This window comes from Modicisalibacter coralii (genome assembly GCF_004117855.1).
GTDB lineage: Bacteria > Pseudomonadota > Gammaproteobacteria > Pseudomonadales > Halomonadaceae > Modicisalibacter > Modicisalibacter coralii.
Window position 1 is genome coordinate 1 of record NZ_QWBW01000020.1, and the last position, 16357, is coordinate 16357.

17 protein-coding genes, 3 tRNA genes and 1 pseudogene are annotated in these 16357 nt (G+C 66.5%); 13 read left to right on the plus strand and 8 right to left on the minus strand.

The window, feature by feature from the left end; translation table 11 throughout:
* Positions 1 to 339: DUF444 family protein (locus D0901_RS12065; RefSeq protein WP_425256176.1), on the minus strand; the 339-nt coding region annotated here is incomplete at its 3' end.
* Here D0901_RS12065 and D0901_RS12070 point away from each other — a divergent pair.
* Both D0901_RS12070 and D0901_RS12075 read left to right on the plus strand, forming a co-directional pair.
* Positions 251 to 1126 (plus strand): annotated as a pseudogene (locus D0901_RS12070) (YeaH/YhbH family protein); the annotation flags it as partial. The gene D0901_RS12065 and the pseudogene D0901_RS12070 sit on opposite strands and share 89 nt — an antisense overlap.
* A gap of 22 nt (positions 1127 to 1148) precedes the next feature.
* The gene (locus D0901_RS12075; RefSeq protein ID WP_129140556.1) at positions 1149 to 2699 is read left to right on the plus strand and encodes a SpoVR family protein; all 1551 of its coding nucleotides are present in this window, start codon (positions 1149 to 1151) and stop codon (positions 2697 to 2699) included.
* A gap of 125 nt (positions 2700 to 2824) precedes the next feature.
* Here the strand turns inward: D0901_RS12075 and D0901_RS12080 are convergent, their stop codons facing one another.
* A complete protein-coding gene (locus tag D0901_RS12080; protein WP_129140557.1) occupies positions 2825 to 3139 on the minus strand; it encodes a high-potential iron-sulfur protein in 315 nt (104 codons plus the stop codon).
* A gap of 243 nt (positions 3140 to 3382) precedes the next feature.
* On the opposite strand from D0901_RS12080, the gene D0901_RS12085 reads away from it, so the two are divergent.
* The 3 genes from D0901_RS12085 to D0901_RS12095 all read left to right on the plus strand — a co-directional run bounded on the left by D0901_RS12085 (position 3383) and on the right by D0901_RS12095 (position 5045).
* Positions 3383 to 3844: a methylated-DNA--[protein]-cysteine S-methyltransferase gene (locus D0901_RS12085; RefSeq protein ID WP_129140558.1), complete on the plus strand. Its 462-nt coding sequence runs from the start codon at positions 3383 to 3385 to the stop codon at positions 3842 to 3844.
* 91 nt (positions 3845 to 3935) lie between these two features.
* Positions 3936 to 4211: an Lrp/AsnC family transcriptional regulator gene (locus tag D0901_RS12090; protein WP_129140559.1), complete on the plus strand. Its 276-nt coding sequence runs from the start codon at positions 3936 to 3938 to the stop codon at positions 4209 to 4211.
* Between the two features lie 81 nt (positions 4212 to 4292).
* Positions 4293 to 5045: a DNA/RNA non-specific endonuclease gene (locus tag D0901_RS12095; RefSeq protein ID WP_129140638.1), complete on the plus strand. Its 753-nt coding sequence runs from the start codon at positions 4293 to 4295 to the stop codon at positions 5043 to 5045.
* A 53-nt stretch (positions 5046 to 5098) separates the two neighbouring features.
* Here D0901_RS12095 and D0901_RS12100 read toward each other — a convergent pair whose 3' ends face one another.
* The 6 genes from D0901_RS12100 to D0901_RS12125 all read right to left on the minus strand — a co-directional run bounded on the left by D0901_RS12100 (position 5099) and on the right by D0901_RS12125 (position 8571).
* Positions 5099 to 6568, minus strand: a complete 1470-nt coding sequence (locus tag D0901_RS12100; RefSeq protein WP_129140560.1) for a benzaldehyde dehydrogenase — start codon at positions 6566 to 6568, stop codon at positions 5099 to 5101.
* Between the two features lie 29 nt (positions 6569 to 6597).
* Positions 6598 to 7365 (minus strand): coniferyl-alcohol dehydrogenase, encoded by a 768-nt coding sequence (locus tag D0901_RS12105; protein ID WP_129140561.1) that lies wholly within the window; start codon positions 7363 to 7365, stop codon positions 6598 to 6600.
* A gap of 64 nt (positions 7366 to 7429) precedes the next feature.
* Positions 7430 to 7840 carry a MarR family winged helix-turn-helix transcriptional regulator gene (locus D0901_RS12110; RefSeq protein ID WP_203234861.1) on the minus strand — a complete coding sequence of 137 codons (411 nt, stop codon included), beginning with the start codon at positions 7838 to 7840 and terminating at the stop codon, positions 7430 to 7432.
* A gap of 360 nt (positions 7841 to 8200) precedes the next feature.
* Positions 8201 to 8287: transfer RNA gene (locus D0901_RS12115), tRNA-Leu, on the minus strand.
* A gap of 24 nt (positions 8288 to 8311) precedes the next feature.
* A tRNA-Leu gene (locus tag D0901_RS12120) sits at positions 8312 to 8398 on the minus strand.
* An 86-nt stretch (positions 8399 to 8484) separates the two neighbouring features.
* Positions 8485 to 8571 (minus strand) — tRNA-Leu (locus D0901_RS12125).
* A gap of 198 nt (positions 8572 to 8769) precedes the next feature.
* Here D0901_RS12125 and rnr point away from each other — a divergent pair.
* The 8 genes from rnr (at position 8770) to D0901_RS12165 (ending at position 16357) form a co-directional block, all read left to right on the plus strand.
* Entirely contained in the window at positions 8770 to 11160 is a 2391-nt protein-coding gene (rnr, locus tag D0901_RS12130) for a ribonuclease R (RefSeq protein ID WP_129140563.1), read from the plus strand.
* Positions 11161 to 11252: 92 nt separating this feature from the next.
* Positions 11253 to 11984: a 23S rRNA (guanosine(2251)-2'-O)-methyltransferase RlmB gene (gene rlmB, locus D0901_RS12135; protein ID WP_129140639.1), complete on the plus strand. Its 732-nt coding sequence runs from the start codon at positions 11253 to 11255 to the stop codon at positions 11982 to 11984.
* A gap of 305 nt (positions 11985 to 12289) precedes the next feature.
* Positions 12290 to 12682 carry a 30S ribosomal protein S6 gene (gene rpsF / locus D0901_RS12140; RefSeq protein ID WP_129140564.1) on the plus strand — a complete coding sequence of 131 codons (393 nt, stop codon included), beginning with the start codon at positions 12290 to 12292 and terminating at the stop codon, positions 12680 to 12682.
* 90 nt (positions 12683 to 12772) lie between these two features.
* On the plus strand, positions 12773 to 13000 hold the full coding sequence (gene rpsR, locus D0901_RS12145; protein WP_031382360.1) for a 30S ribosomal protein S18: 228 nt from the start codon (positions 12773 to 12775) through the stop codon (positions 12998 to 13000).
* Positions 13001 to 13014: 14 nt separating this feature from the next.
* Positions 13015 to 13866 carry a hypothetical protein gene (locus D0901_RS12150; RefSeq protein WP_129140565.1) on the plus strand — a complete coding sequence of 284 codons (852 nt, stop codon included), beginning with the start codon at positions 13015 to 13017 and terminating at the stop codon, positions 13864 to 13866.
* A 15-nt stretch (positions 13867 to 13881) separates the two neighbouring features.
* Entirely contained in the window at positions 13882 to 14328 is a 447-nt protein-coding gene (rplI, locus tag D0901_RS12155) for a 50S ribosomal protein L9 (RefSeq protein WP_129140566.1), read from the plus strand.
* Positions 14329 to 14531: 203 nt separating this feature from the next.
* The gene (gene dnaB / locus D0901_RS12160; protein ID WP_129140567.1) at positions 14532 to 15920 is read left to right on the plus strand and encodes a replicative DNA helicase; all 1389 of its coding nucleotides are present in this window, start codon (positions 14532 to 14534) and stop codon (positions 15918 to 15920) included.
* Between the two features lie 134 nt (positions 15921 to 16054).
* Entirely contained in the window at positions 16055 to 16357 is a 303-nt protein-coding gene (locus D0901_RS12165) for a hypothetical protein (RefSeq protein ID WP_129140568.1), read from the plus strand.

Consider the following 16357-nt stretch of genomic DNA (forward strand, 5'->3'; position numbering starts at 1 on the left):
CATCACCGCCTTGTTCGACGGCTGCGGCTGGTTGATCAGGTTGTTGTAGCGCAGGTCGTAGGTATCGATGAACGGCACCGTCTCGAGACGCTTCTCGAGACGTTCGATCTCGGCCTTGAGTTCGGCGATCCGCGCCGGATTGCGCAGCACCGGATCCTTGCGTTCCTCCTCCTCGAGGGCCGCCACGGCCTCGCGCAGAGCGCGCCGGATCGGGGCGCGCATGGCGATGCGCCGGGCCTGGGCCTGACGCATCGAGCGCAAGCAACTGCTCGATCTCGATGAGGTGCGGCCGGTGCGCGCGGGTATCGCCCGCGACGGGGTCCCGGCACGCATCAACATCGTGCGCTCGATGCGTCAGGCCCAGGCCCGGCGCATCGCCATGCGCGCCCCGATCCGGCGCGCTCTGCGCGAGGCCGTGGCGGCCCTCGAGGAGGAGGAACGCAAGGATCCGGTGCTGCGCAATCCGGCGCGGATCGCCGAACTCAAGGCCGAGATCGAACGTCTCGAGAAGCGTCTCGAGACGGTGCCGTTCATCGATACCTACGACCTGCGCTACAACAACCTGATCAACCAGCCGCAGCCGTCGAACAAGGCGGTGATGTTCTGCGTGATGGACGTCTCGGGGTCGATGACCCAGGCGCACAAGGACATCGCCAAGCGCTTCTTCCTGCTGCTCTACCTGTTCCTCGAGCGCAACTACGAAAAGGTCGAGCTGGTCTTCGTGCGTCATCACACCGCCGCCAAGGAGGTCGACGAGGAGGAGTTCTTCTACTCCCGGGAGACCGGCGGGACCATCGTCTCCAGTGCCCTGACGCTGGTCGACGAGATCGTTCGCGACCGCTATCCGGCGAGTCAGTGGAATCTCTACGTGGCCCAGGCCTCGGATGGCGACAACTGGGACGACGATTCCACGACCTGCCGGGAGCTGCTGGTCAAGTCGCTGATGCCGCGCCTGCAGTACTTCACCTACGTCGAGATCACGCCCCACGCCCACCAGGCGCTGTGGGAGGAGTACGAGAGCGTGCAGGCCGAGTTTCCGCAGCGCTTCGCCATGCGGCAGATCGTCGAGGCCGGGGACATCTATCCGGTGTTCCGTGAACTCTTCCGGCGCCGCGCCGAGCAGTGAATTCGGCCCAGGAGGCAGCATCATGACCCGACGCACCCCGATCGCCACCGGTTCGGACTGGAACTTCGAGACGCTCACGGCCTACGAGCGGGAGATCGCCCGCCTGGCCGACGAGTATCGCCTGGATACCTATCCCAACCAGATCGAGATCATCACCTCGGAACAGATGATGGACGCCTATGCCAGCGTGGGCATGCCGATCGGCTATCACCACTGGTCGTTCGGCAAGCAGTTCCTGGCGGTGGAGCAGGCCTACCGGCGCGGTCAGATGGGGCTCGCCTACGAGCTGGTGATCAACTCCGATCCCTGCATCGCCTATCTCATGGAAGAGAACACCCTGATGATGCAGATATTGGTCATGGCGCACGCCTGCTATGGCCACAACTCCTTCTTCAAGGGCAACTACCTGTTCCGAACCTGGACCGACGCCTCGGCGATCGTCGACTACCTGGTGTTCGCCCGCAAGTACGTCTCCGAATGCGAGGAACGTCACGGCGTCACCGCCGTGGAGCAACTGCTCGACGCCTGTCACGCGCTGCAGAACTATGGGGTCGACCGCTACAAGCGCCCGTCGCCGATCTCCGCCGAGGAGGAGGCGCGGCGTCAGGCGGAACGCGCCGAGTACCTGCAGTCGCAGGTCAACCTGCTGTGGCGCACGATTCCCGATACCGCCTCCGCCCTCGGCCCCGAGCACGACGACGGGGACGACCCGCTGGGCCTGCACCGCCACGGGCGCTACCCGGCGGAGCCGCAGGAGAACCTGCTCTACTTCATCGAGAAGAACGCGCCGCTGCTCGAGCCCTGGCAGCGCGAGATCGTGCGCATCGTCAGAAAGCTTGCCCAGTATTTCTATCCCCAGCGCCAGACCCAGGTGATGAACGAGGGCTGGGCGACCTTCTGGCACTACACCATCATGAATCGGCTGTTCGACGAAGGGCTGGTGGACGAGGGGGTGATTCTCGAATTCCTGCAGTCGCATACCGCCGTGGTCAGCCAGCAGGGCTTCGACAGTCCCTACTTCAACGGCATCAATCCCTATGCGCTGGGCTTCGCGATGTTCACCGACATCAAGCGCATCTGCCAGGAACCCACCGCCGAGGACCGCGAGTGGTTTCCCGACATGGCCGGCAGCGACTGGCTGGAGACGCTGCATTTCGCGATGCGCAACTTCAAGGACGAGTCGTTCATCCAGCAGTTCCTGTCACCCAAGGTGATCCGCGATCTCAAGCTGTTCTCGCTGGTCGACGACGATCAGGACGAGATGCTGACCATCGAGGCGATCCACGACGAAGACGGCTACCGGCGCATTCGCGAGGCGCTGTCCACGCAGTATGCGCTGTCGGTGCGCGAGCCCAACATCCAGGTCTGGGAGGCCGACATTCGTGGCGATCGCTCGCTGACGCTGCATCACGTGCAGGACCGTCGGCGGCCGCTGGCCAAGAGCGTCTATCCGGTGCTGCGTCACCTGCACCAGTTGTGGGGGTTCCCGATCAAGCTGCTGTCGATGGAGGGCGAGGAGGTCGTGCGGCGCTATCAGTGGCCACTGCCGGCGGATCTCGAGACGCGCGCCTGACGCCCGCGCTCCGCGTCAAATGGGGCGGGCAGGGTAGCGGATGGGCGAGACAACGGCAGAAGAGGGATAGTCAGTGGGGAGAGAGGACGGCACGTCGCACTGAAGTGGCGTGCCGTCCCGTGTGCTCAGCCTTTCTTGGTCCAGGACTGGCACCAGCCTTCCGGGGCGACGCTGTTCTGCGGGAACAACTGGCAACCGTTGTTGGCGTCCTTGAAGAACATGCAGTTGGCGCACGTCTCGCCCTTCGAGTAGGCCGGGTTGTCACTCGCCTGGCTGGCCTCGGTCACGTAGTGCAGGGCCTTGGCCTGCGGGTTGTTCGGGTCCAGCGGCGGCAGGTCCTGGGCGAAGGCGCGCTGCGAGAGGATGCCGGCTCCCAGGGGCAGGGCGGCGAGTCCCAGCAGGCTATGGCGCATGAAGTCGCGACGACTCTGATTGGCCATGGTGTCTCCTCGTTTCTGGCTGTCGATCAGGCCGCCTCGGCGTTGTCACGCCTCGGTGGCGTTGTCAGGTTTTGTCACGGTCGGGCGATGCCCCGTCGATGGTCGGTCGCCGGGGCTCGACGACATCGAGCGTAAAACATCGTCCTTCATTAGCCTAGTAGAAAGTGTATACAGAAAACCAGGATAAAATGTATACAGTCGCGACAAGGGATATCGATCGCGACTCGCCATCGAGGAGGGCGCATGCGTTTCACCACCTTCACCACGCCATTCGGCGAATGGTTGCTGGCCGGCGATGCCCAGGGCCTGCGGCACCTGCGCTTCGATGCCACCCATCGGGACGCGGAATGGTCGCGCGACGATGCGTCGCTGGCGCCGGCACGCGATGAGATTCTCGCCTATCTCGACGGGCGTCGGCGCCATTTCGACATCGATGTCGCCCCGCAGGGCAGCGAGGCCCAGCGCGAGGTCTGGGCGGCCGTGATGCGCATTCCCTACGCGGCGACCCGCACCTATGGCGATCTGGCCCGACGGCTGGGCGACGACAAGGCGGTGATCGCCGTGACCGGCGCCGTCGCCGCCAATCCCTTGCCGGTGCTGGTGCCCTGTCATCGCGTGGTCACGGCCAGTGGCCCGGGGAGCTATCAGGGCGGCGAGGCTCTCAAGCGTCGTCTCCTCGAACTGGAGGCGGCGCCCGGCGCGTGACGCCACTGCCTCGCGAACCTCGGCGCTGATATACTCCCGGCAGTCGTGAGCCCCGGCTCACCGAGCGCACGCTGGTAGCGAGGAGAACCCGATGCAGAACGCCGTGATTCTGATCAACGCCGAAAAGGGCCAGATCAAGGCCGTCGCCGAGAAACTGGCCGAGGTCGATGGCATCAGCGAAGTCTATTCCACCTGCGGTCGCTACGATCTGGTGGCCATCGCCCGGACCCGGGATTTCGAGAGCCTCGCCACGCTGGTCACCGAGCGTCTGATCAAGGTCGAGGGGATCCGCGAGACCGAGACGCTCAACGCCCTGCAGGTCCACTCCCGGCACGACCTGGAGACGATGTTCAGCGTCGGGCTCTGAGCGCGTGATGCGAATCCTTGTCGACCCATTGTCACCCCGTCGATGCCACGTCGCCGGGGGGATCTCGTGATCGACGCCGTCATGGACGTCCTCGGTCGCGGGGCCCGCAAGCTGGGTATCTCGCTGGCCTTCGTGGTGGTCGCCAGCGGGCTCTGGTACTGGCAGGAGCGCGATGTCCGCGAGCGGCTGCTGCGCGTGGGGGCGCTATGGGTCGGCTATCAGTTGCGCCCGGTGAGGGACGACGCTTACATCGGCGAGCGCCCCGGCTTCCGCCGCGACTGGCGCGCCTTGTGGCCGGTCGCCCCGGACGACTACCTGGGCAGCGGCTACGATCGCGGCCACCTGGCCCCCAACTACGCCATCGCCGCCAACTACGGGCGCCAGGCCCAGCGCGACACCTTCCTGATGTCGAACATCGCGCCGCAACGGCCGAACCTCAACCGGCGGCTCTGGCAACGCCTGGAAGAGGTGGTGATCGACGACTTCGCGCCGCGCTTCGGCACCTTGCAGGTGATCGACGGGCCGATCTACGCCGAGCCCTGGTACCGCGGGGCGCTGCGCCGGGTGGGCTTCGTCGAGATTCCGCAGGCCTTCTACAAGATCGTCGTCGTGCCGGGACCGCACCCGCGGGCGCTGGCCTTCGTCATGCCGCAAGAGGTGCGCGGCAACGAGCCCCTCGACCGTTACCTGGTGAGCATCGATCAGATCGAGGCGCGCACCGGGCTGGATTTTTTCCCCCAGCTGCCGGGGCCCGTCGAACACTCTCTGGAGTCGACGGTCGATACCCGGGGCTGGCACCTCGACAGCGTGGCACGGCAGCCGGCGCGCTTCTGAGGCTGACGCGCTCCACCGCCCACGACCCATGCGTGGACGGTCGAGTGCAGGCGTCAGAACGGGTAGGGCGGTGGGGCGTCCTTGATCGTCACCCATTGCCAGTGAGTGTACTGCTCCCAGTCGGCGGGGCCGCCGACGCTGGTGCCGTTCCCCGAGGCGCCGGTGCCGCCGAAGGGGTTGATCACCTCGTCGGCCACGGTCTGGTCATTGATGTGCAACAGCCCGGTGTGCAGGCGTTCGCCCAGCGCCATGGCGCGCCCCACCGAGGCCGAGATGATCCCGGCCGACAGGCCGTAATCGGTGTCGTTGACCCGGTCCACGGCCTCGTCGTCATCGTCGAAGGCAATGATGTTGGCGACCGGGCCGAACACTTCCTCCTCGAAGGCGCGCATGCCCGGGGTGACGTTGGAGAGTACCGTAGCCGCGTAGAACAGGCCGTCATGGGTGCCGCCGGCTTCGAGCGCCGCGCCGGCGGCGACCGAGTCGTCGACGATCGACTTGACGTGCTGCAACTGCGTGTCATCGATGATCGGGCCCAGCGCGACCTCGCCGGCGGCCGGGTCGCCCACCGGCAACTGGCGGGCCTTGTCGGCCAGGCGTCGTGTCAGTTCGTCGGCGATGCTGCGATGGACCAGGACGCGCCCGGTGGCCATGCAGATCTGCCCCTGGTGGAAATAGGCGCCGAAGGCGATCGCCGAGACCGCCAGATCGAGATCGGCATCCTCGCACACGATCAGGGCGTTCTTGCCGCCCAGTTCCAGCGAGACTTTCTTCAAGTGCTTGCCGGCCAGCTCGCCGATGCGCCGCCCGGCGGGCGTGGAGCCGGTGAAGGCGATCATCGGTACGCCGGGCGCCTCGACCAGTGCCTGTCCGGCATCGGCACCGCCGGGCAAGACATGCAGCAGGCCCTTGGGCAGGCCGGCGGCGTGCAGGACCTCGGCAATGGCGAAGCCGCCGGCGAAGGGTGTGCGCGGGTCCGGCTTGAGCACCACCGCGTTACCCACCGCCAGGGCCGGCGCCACCGAGCGTAGCGAGAGCACCAGTGGGAAGTTGAACGGCGAAATCACGCCGATCACGCCCAAGGGCAGGCGGCGTGCCAGACTCAGGCGTCCCGGGGCGCTGGGCAGCACCTGGCCGCAGGCCTCGAGCGGCATCGCCGCGGCGCGTTGCAGCAGCACGACCGCTTCGTTGACCTCGTGACGACCCTTGGCGAGGATGCCGCCCGTCTCGCGGGCGATCAGTCTCGCCACCGTATCCGCCTGTTCCTGAAGGAGGGCGGCGGCGCGATGGAACACCGCTGCCCGCTCGCGGGGTGGGGTCGCCGCCCAGTCGCGCTGAGCGTCACGGGCACGGGTCACGGCGCGGGTCACCGCCTCGGGGCCGGCCTTGCCGACACGATGCAACGGCTGGCCGGAGGCCGGCTCGATCACCTCAAGGGAGTCGGGGGCGTCTATCCAGTCGCCGTCGAAGAGCTTGTCTCGCCAGGTCTCGGCCTGGGCCAGGGGAGTCGTCGAAAGGGGCATGTCTTGTCCTCGACAATGGAAAAAGCGTGTCAGATGGCGGTGGCCGCCAGGCCACCATCCACCGGCAGATTGACGCCATTGATCCAGCGTGCCGCGTCGCTGGCCAGGAACACGATGGCTTCGGCGACCTCGTCGGCATAGGCCGGGCGTTTCATCTTGGCCGCATCGGCTTGCACCCGCTCTTCGCCCAGCATGGTCACGAAGTCATCCAGGATGGGAGTGAAGACCGGGCCCGGCGCGACGCTGTTGACCCGCACGTCGTGCTCGGCGAACCAGTCCTGCGAGCGGCGCGCGCTCCACACGATCAAGGCTTCCTTGAAGTACTGATAACAGGTCTCCCGGGCGACGGGATGGTCGTCGAGCCAACGCTCGCCGGCCGCGAAATCCGGAGTCTCCGCCAGCTCGCGGTGCAGGGCCAGGCGGTCGGGCCATTCGGCGCCAAGGATGGAGGCGACGTTGACGATGCTTCCACCGGACGCGATGCGCGGCAGCAGCGCCTGGCTGAGATGCCTCACCCCCAGGTAATTGACCCGCGCGACCGTTGCCGCCGGCGCCGTGCCGGGGACGCCGGCGATGTTGGCCAGGGCATCGATGCGCTCGGGCAAGCGTGCCACCAGGGCGTCGATCGCCTCGGGGTCGGCGAGATCGGCCTGATGGAACGCATCCAGGGACTGGGCGGCCGGGTTGCGATCCACGCCGATGACGCGGGCGCCGTGGAACCGTGCCAGACGCGCGACCTCTCCACCGATGCCGGAGGCGACGCCGGTCACCACCAGGGTCTTGCCGAACAGGTTCATGAGAGGGTCTCCTTGTCGGGTAAGTTCGGGACGGCTCGGAAGGCGAGGATGCCGGTGCCCCTGGCTAGCTGCCGGGCGAGAGCCGGTCCTCGAGACGCTGCAGGACATCGAGCAGCGTCTGGCCCTCGTCGCCGAGGCGTTCCATGAGCCGCGCTTCCAGCCGCTGCACGGCCTGTTCGGCCTGGGCGATCAGGGCATGGCCCGACGGGGTCAGATGCAGGTGCTGCCGGCGTCGATCCCGACGGCCGCGTACCTGCTGCAAGAGCTCCCGGCTGGCCAGGCGCGCCGTCACGGGCGTCAGGTTGGGCGGGTAGACATCGAGCAGCTCGGCCAGTTGGCGTTGCGTGATACCGGGGTTGGCGTCGGCCAGTAACAGTATCGAAAACTCCACCGGCTTGAGCTCGAAGGCGTTCAGGCATGCCTGGGTCTGGCGCCGAACCAGCAGTTCGCTGCGTGTCAGGCGATAGCCGACCAAGCGGGTCAGGCGTCGTTGATCGATCGGGGGTTCCGGTTCTCGTGTGTCGTGGATAACGGGTGTCTCCGTGTACCGCTCGCCACGCGTGACGGCGTTGCGCGGGGCCGTGAGGTCGGTGTGGCATGGCGTGAACTCGTCTCTTGTCTTGTTATTGCCCTCGAGGAGGGGAGTTGCTTGATGGGTTCGACATTCAAGTTAGCAGGCAGGTAATTACTCTCAATAATCATTATGTCTAATAACTATTATGGCGAATCGGTAAGTCGCCGGCCGGGTAGGTCGTGTCGAGAGAGGGCAAATGAGAGGGGGCAAATGGCGGCCATGAAAAAGCCCCCAAGCAAGGCTTGGGGGCTTTCCGGAATCTGGTGCCCAGGAGAGGACTTGAACCTCCACGTCCGTAAGGACACTAGCACCTGAAGCTAGCGCGTCTACCAATTCCGCCACCTGGGCGCATCATGTTCGGCCGTATTCGCGTGGTGCCCAGGAGAGGACTTGAACCTCCACGTCCGTAAGGACACTAGCACCTGAAGCTAGCGCGTCTACCAATTCCGCCACCTGGGCGAATACGCAACCGAGTCTTGCATCAAGGGACTTTCACCCCCATGTCTGTGGCGATCGAGGGATATATCGTCACACGACATCGTCGTTGGTGCCCAGGAGAGGACTTGAACCTCCACGTCCGTAAGGACACTAGCACCTGAAGCTAGCGCGTCTACCAATTCCGCCACCTGGGCAAGTGGCCACGAATCATACCGATTCACGGCCCGAATGCAAGCCCCGTCGGGCAATTTCTGGTGTCGGATCCCGCACCGTCGCAGCGGAGCGATGGTTGGGTCGGCTTGTGCGCAACGCTATACTGCGCGCATGACACGACTTTCATACGCCATGCCGCGTCCGCTGCCGCCCGAACGACCATCAAGGAAGCAACAATCATGAATCACTGGACGTTAGACGACGATCCGTACGCAGCGCGCGAAGCGGACAAATACGACAAGCCGATCCCCAGTCGCGAATTCCTGCTGGCGCGACTCGAGGAGTACGGCAAGCCGATCACCGACGAGAACATGAGCCGCATGCTCGGCCTGACCGACGAGGATCAGGCCGAGGCGGTGCGTCGCCGGCTGGCGGCCATGGAGCGCGACGGCCAGATCCTGCGCAACCGCCGCGGCGCCTATGCGCTGATCGACAAGCTCGATCTGATCAAGGGCAAGGTACTGGGCCATCGCGACGGCATCGGCTTCCTGCTCCGCGATGACGGCAAGAAGCCCGACCTGGTACTGCCGCCGCGCCAGATGCGCCGGGTGTTCCACGGCGACCACGTGCTGGTGCGCATCAGCGGTCGCGATCGTCGCGGCCGCGACGAGGCGACCATCGTCGAGGTGCTCTCCCGCAATACCCAGACCCTGGTCGGGGTGTATCGCGAGCGCTCGAGCGAGTTCGGCGTGCTGATCCCCGAGAACACGCGTATCACCCAGGAGGTGATCGTTCCCAACAGCGCCACCGGCGGGGCGCGCGACGGCCAGGTGGTGTCGGTGCGCATCACCCAGCAGCCGGAAACCCGCGTGCAGCCGGTCGGTGAAGTGGTCGAGGTGCTCGGCGAACGCATGGACCCGGGGATGGAGATCGACATCGCCATCCGCAGCTACGAGATCCCCGACCACTTCCCGCCGGAAGTCGAGGAGCAGATCGCCGGCATGTCCGCCGAGGTCGCCGAGGCCGACAAGCGCAACCGCATCGACTTGCGCGACTACCCACTGGTGACCATCGACGGCGAGGACGCCAAGGATTTCGACGACGCGGTCTGCGCCTGGAAGACCAAGTCGGGCAGCTGGAAGCTGATCGTGGCGATCGCCGACGTCTCGCACTACGTGCGTCCCGGCACGGCGCTCGATCAGGAAGCGCACATCCGCGGCAACTCGGTGTACTTCCCCGGGCAGGTGGTGCCCATGCTGCCCGAGCTGCTCTCCAACGGGCTGTGCTCGCTCAACCCCGAGGTCGACCGCCTGACGCTGGTCTGCGAGATGAACATCTCCAAGACCGGGGCGATCAGCCGCTACCGCTTCTACGAGGCGGTGATCCGCTCGCACGCCCGGCTGACCTACAACCAGGTCGGCGAGATGCTCGAATCCCCCGACACGCCGCTCGGCCAGGAGCTCTGCCAGCGCTACAGCGAGCTGCTGCCGGCGCTGACCAACCTGCACTCGCTCTACAAGCTGCTGCGCCAGTCCCGGGAGCAGCGCGGCGCGATCGATTTCGAGACCACCGAGACCGAGATCCTGTTCAACGCCGATCGCAAGATCGAGGCCATCGTGCCGCGCTCGCGCAACGACGCCCACAAGCTGATCGAGGAGTGCATGCTGGCGGCCAACGTGGCTACCGCGAGGTTCCTCGACAAGCACGATCTGCCGGCCCTGTACCGCATCCACCAGCCGCCCTCGGCGGAACGCCTCGACAAGCTGAGGCTGTTCCTCAACGAACTGGGCCTGACCCTGCCCGGCGGCGACGAGCCCACGCCGCAGGACTTCCAGCAGCTGCGCGAGACGATCAAGGATCGCCCCGACGCCGACATCATCCAGACGGTGATGCTGCGCTCGATGAGCCAGGCGGTCTATTCGCCGCACAACGAGGGGCACTTCGGCCTGGCCTACCAGGCCTACGCGCACTTCACCTCGCCGATCCGGCGCTATCCGGACCTGCTGGTGCACCGTGCGATCCGCTCGGTGATCCGCGGGCCGCGGCAGACCAACACGGTGCTGCGCGCCGAGGGCGCGCCGGTGGAGAAGCCGTCCACCTGGTGCCCTTACACCTTCGAGCAGATGATCGAGCTCGGCGAGCACTGCTCGATGACCGAGCGCCGCGCCGACGACGCCACCCGCGACGTCGCCGACTGGCTGAAGTGCGAATTCATGTCCGACAAGGTCGGCGAGGTGTTCGAGGGCACCATCGCCTCGGTGATCCAGTTCGGCCTCTTCGTGCGCCTCAACGACGTCTACGTGGAAGGCCTGGTGCACGTCACCTCGCTGCCCTCCGACTACTACCACTACGAGCCCGAGAAGCATCGTCTCAAGGGCGAGCGCGGCGGCCTCGCCTACCGGCTCGGCGACGGGGTCACCGTGCAGGTCGCGCGGGTCGATCTCGACGAGCGCAAGATCGACTTCGAGCTGTTCGACGAGCGTCCGCGCCGCCAGCGTAGCGCGCCCAAGGCCAACGTGGCCGGCGGCTCGGGCGAGGACAAGTCCGGCCGCAAGAAGCCGCGCCGGCGCAAGCAGCGTCCCGGCAAGGGCGAACGCACGCGGCGCGGCCCGTCGGGGGACCGTTCGTGAGTCGTGGCGACAAGAGCGGCAAGCCGCGGCGGCGCGGCAAGTCGCACGGCGCCGCGGTCACGGCGCCTGCCGGCCTGGACGGGGTGTTCGGCGTGCATGCCGTCGACGCCCTGCTGGCGCGTGGCGAGCGCCCCCGGGAGGTGTGGTATCAGGACGGCGAGGCCCGCGCGCGCCTCGGCGAGCTGCTCGAGCGGGCCGGCGCCGCCGGCGCCCGGCTGGTGGCGCAGCCCCGCGAGACCCTGGACGCGCTCTCCCAGGGCGCCAGTCATCAGGGGGTCGTCGCCTTCTGCCCGCCGCTCACGCCGCACAGCGAGGAAGAACTCTGGCATCGGCTGGGTGGCTGGCCGCATGCCGCGCCGCCGCTGCTGCTGGTGCTCGACGGCGTCACCGACGTCCACAACTTCGGCGCCTGCCTGCGCAGCGCCGACGCCGCCGGCGCGCACGGTGTGGTGGTCCCCAAGGACAAGGCGGCGCCGCTCAACGCCACGGTGCGCAAGGTGGCCTGCGGGGCCGCCGAGAGCGTGCCAGTGTACCGCGTCACCAACCTGGCGCGAGCCATCGGGCGGCTCAAGGAGGGGGGCGTGTGGGTCATCGGCACCGCCGGCGAGGCCGACATCGAGCTCTTCGAGGCCGATTTCGCCGGTCCCTCGGCACTGGTGATGGGCGCCGAGGGTAAAGGGCTGCGGCGCCTGACCCGCGAGGCCTGCGACGTGCTCGCCCGGTTGCCGATGGCCGGCAGCGTCTCCAGTCTCAACGTCTCGGTGGCCACCGGCATCGGGCTGTTCGAGGCGGTGCGCCAGCGGCGTGGTGCGCCGGCGCGCTGATTCTCGTTGAGATAGAACCTCGCCGAGGGCGCCCTCGACAGGTCGAAGGGGAGGCCTTTTGCCACGGATGGCATAAGTAGCGTCCAGGGAAGGATCGACAGCGCCTCCCCGCAGATCTGTCGATGGTTCAGCCCCGAGTTGCAAGAGCGTCGCGATTCTCGATGTGGCGGCTTGCATGGGCGGGGCGGCGTCACTACAATTGTGCGGTTCTTCGAACACCCTCACCCAGTATCCACGACTCCTTGCTTCCGTCTGGCCAGTTCGTCTGTTGCCACGGGGAAGCTGTCAAACCGAAAGGAGACACCATGCGTCATTACGAAATCGTGTTCATGGTCCATCCGGATCAGAGCGAGCAGGTTCCGGCGATGGTCGAGCGCTACACCAGCCTCGTCACCGAAAACGGCGGTACCGTGCATCGTCTCGAGGATTGGGGGCGCCGTCATCTGGCCTACCCGATCAACAAGATTCACAAGGCTCACTACGTGCTGATGAACATCGAGTGCCGCGGCGAGACTCTCGAGGAGATCGAGAACATCTTCCGCTTCAACGATGCGATCATCCGCAGCCTGGTCGTGCGCTGCAAGGAAGCCGTGACCGAGGCCTCGCCGATGATGAAGGCCGCCGAGGACAAGGGCCGTCGTCGCGACGAGAAGTCCGACAAGCCGCGTACCGAGCGCGCCGAAGCCGCCGCCAGCTGAGCACGCACGCGTCGGCCGGCGAGCGCGTCGCGCTCGGCGGACGGCGAATCCGTGTTCCCGTGAATCTTTGCTCGTCCAGGAGGACAATCCATGGCACGCTTTTTCCGTCGCCGCAAGTTCTGCCGCTTCACTGCCGAAGGCGTGAAGTATATCGATTACAAGGATATCGATACCCTCAAGGCCTACATCACCGAGACCGGCAAGATCGTCCCCAGCCGCATCACCGGGACGCGTGCGCGTTACCAGCGTCAGCTGTCGACCGCCATCAAGCGGGCTCGCTATCTGGCGCTGCTGCCGTACACCGATAGCCACCAGTAAGCCGATATCGCGCAATGTTGCCCCTGGCTCGCTGGGTCATGCGCGGCACCCCGCACGCCACGGGGGCCGCTGCCGCTGCCGCCCTGGTTCCCTGGCTGTTCTGGCTGAGTGCCGCGATCGCCGCCCTGGTGACGTTGCGGCGCGGCCTGGCGCCGGCCCTGCCGGTGATCATCGCCGCGGCACTGCCCACCGGCTGGTGGTGGATGCGCGGCGACGCCATCCCGCTGGCCAGCCTGCTGCTGGTGACGCTGATGGCGGTGGTGCTGCGCGCGCGGATGCGCTGGAGCGAGACGCTGATCGTCGCCACGCTGGTCGCGGCGGTGATGATCCAGATCGGCGTGTTCCTGCCGCCGGGGGGCGCCGGGCCGCTGCTCGACACCCTGCGTCAGAGTTCGCCGGAGGTCGGGCGCATGCTCGACGATCTGGCCGCTCGGGGGGTGGATACCCAGCGGATGGCCGCGCTGCTGATCGGCGGCGTCACCGGGCTGATCGTCACGCTGGCCAGCGTGGCCTGTCTGGCGCTGGCGCGCAGCTGGCAGGCGGGGCTCTATAACCCGGGCGGGTTTCGCAGCGAGTTCCACACCCTGCGTCTGGGCAGCCGCGAGCTGCTGATGCTGCTCGCCATCGCCGTGGTCGGCGGTCTGCTGACCTGGCCGGCCCTGGCGATCATGAGCTGGGTACCGCTGCTGGTGAGCGGCGTTGCGCTGATACACGGACTGATTGGTCTCAAGGGGATGAACGGGCTCTGGCTGGTGGCATTCTATGCATTGCTGCTGACCACCTGGCCCATGATTCTGATTGTGCTGCTGCTGGGTCTCATCGACACCTTCGCGGACTTCCGCGGCCGGCTGGCCCGCAGCCAATGACAAGAGGTTAACGAGATGGAAGTCATTCTGCTCGACAAGATCGGCAAGCTGGGTGCCCTGGGTGACAAGGTCACCGTCAAGCCCGGTTACGGCCGTAACTATCTGGTGCCCTACGGCCTGGCCGTACCGGCAACCAAGGAAAACGTCTCTGCCTTCGAGGCGCAGCGTGCGGAACTGGAAGCTCAGGCCGCCGATCGCCAGCGCGAAGCCGAAGCGCGTGCCGAACAGCTCAACGACATCGAGCTGTCGCTGGTCGCCAAGGCCGGCGACGAAGGCAAGCTGTTCGGTTCCATCGGTCCGCGTGACCTGGCCGACGCCCTGAGCCAGGCCGGCATCGACGTCGCCAAGAGCGAAGTGCGCATGCCCGAAGGCCCGATCCGCGCCACCGGCGAATACGACATCCAGCTGCACCTGCACGCGGAAGTCGACGCCACCGTGCGCATCGTGGTGGTGGCCGAGTAAGCCACGCCGCGTGGCCGGCCGAGCCGGCAGACGACAAAGCGCGACCGCCTTCGGGCGTCGCGCTTTCTTTTTGAGGCCGTGACGACCATGGGGTCGTCGCGGCAGCTGGGGTAGAATGGGCGCGGCCGCCTCGACGGGGCGCCGTGAGTCCCGGCTCGCGCGGCCCGCACCGGTGCGAGCCTGCAATCTCGGATGAACCTCCCATGACTGACTCCCTGGAACTGGATCAGGAAACGGCCGCCCTCAAGGTGCCGCCCCATTCGCTCGAGGCCGAGCAGTCGGTGCTCGGCGGGCTGATGCTCGACAACACCGCCTGGGATACCGTTTCCGAGCGTCTGGTGGCGGACGACTTCTACCGCTACGAGCACCGTCTGGTGTTCAACGTGATGATCCAGCTCGCCGAGGGCGCCCATCCGCTCGACGTGGTGACGCTCTCCGAGGCGCTGGAATCGCGCGATCAACTCGAGACCGTGGGCGGGCTGGCGTATCTCGCCGAGCTGGCGCGCAACACGCCCTCGGCGAGCAACATCCGCGCCTACGCCGACATCGTTCGCGAGCGCGCCACCCTGCGCAAGCTGATCCAGGCCGCCAACCAGATCGCCGAAGGGGCCTTCGCCCCGCAGGGCCGCCCCTCCGACGAACTGGTCAACGAGGCCGAGCGACTGGTCTTCCAGATCAGCGAGTCGCGCCCCAAGATGGGCGGGCCGATCGGCATGAGCGATCTGCTCGCCAAGGCGGTGGACCGCATCGACGAGCTGTTCAACATGCAGGGGCAGATGACCGGGCTGTCGTCGGGCTTTCGCGATCTCGACGACATGACCTCGGGGCTGCAGCCCTCGGATCTGGTGATCATTGCCGGGCGCCCGTCGATGGGCAAGACCACCTTCGCCATGAACCTGGTCGAGCACGCGGTGATCTCCAGCGACAAGCCGGTGATGGTGTTCTCGATGGAGATGCCCGCCGAGTCGCTGATGCTGCGCATGCTCTCCTCGCTGGGGCGCATCGACCAGACCCGGGTGCGGACCGGTCAGCTCGAGGACGAGGACTGGCCGCGGCTCACCTCGGCGGTCAATCTGCTCAAGGACAAGCAGCTGTTCATCGACGATACCGCGGCGCTGTCGCCCAACGAGATGCGCTCGCGGATCCGGCGGATCGTGCGCGAGCACGGCAACCTCGGCCTGATCATGATCGACTACCTGCAGTTGATGCAGATCCCTGGCTTCGCCGAGAACCGCACCGGCGAGATCTCGGAGATCTCGCGCTCGCTCAAGGGGCTGGCCAAGGAGTTCGGCTGCCCGGTGATCGCCCTGTCGCAGCTCAACCGCTCGCTCGAGCAGCGGCCCAACAAGCGCCCGGTGATGTCGGACCTGCGCGAGTCGGGTGCCATCGAGCAGGATGCCGACCTGATCGCCTTCGTCTATCGTGATGAGGTCTACAATCCGGACAACCCCGACAACAAGGGGCTGGCCGAGCTGATCATCGGCAAGCAGCGTAACGGCCCCATCGGCACCGTGCACCTGGCGTTCATCGGCAAGTACACGCGTTTCGAGGATCTCGCCCCGGATAGCTACGGGCAGCATTTCGGCGAGTAGCGGCGTCGCACGACGCTCGGGGTTGAGCCTGTGGTGGGGGGTCGTATAATGCCGCCCCTCCATCGACGCGCCGGGCGTCCCGGTCAGCTCGATCGGTCGGCGGCGATCACGCAGTGAATTGAAAGGAGAGACCCATGGCGGGCGGATTCCGACGCGGTTATCGCAAGCGCGCTCCCAAGCTGGAAATGCGAGGCACCCTCGAGAGCGTCGAGCGCGAGGGCCCCTTCAAGGAGTGGCTGGGGATGCCGGACCTGTATCGCTACACGCTGGTGGTCGACGGCGTGACCTACAGCTACCAGACCGAGGACGCCGAACTGCCGGTCGGCGAGGGCGACTACGTGGTGTTCCGCTACAAGGAGACCAAGGCCGGCAACTGGGTGGATCGCAATTCGCTGGGTACCGCCATCGACCCCTCGACCTATCGGCCCGACGCCTGA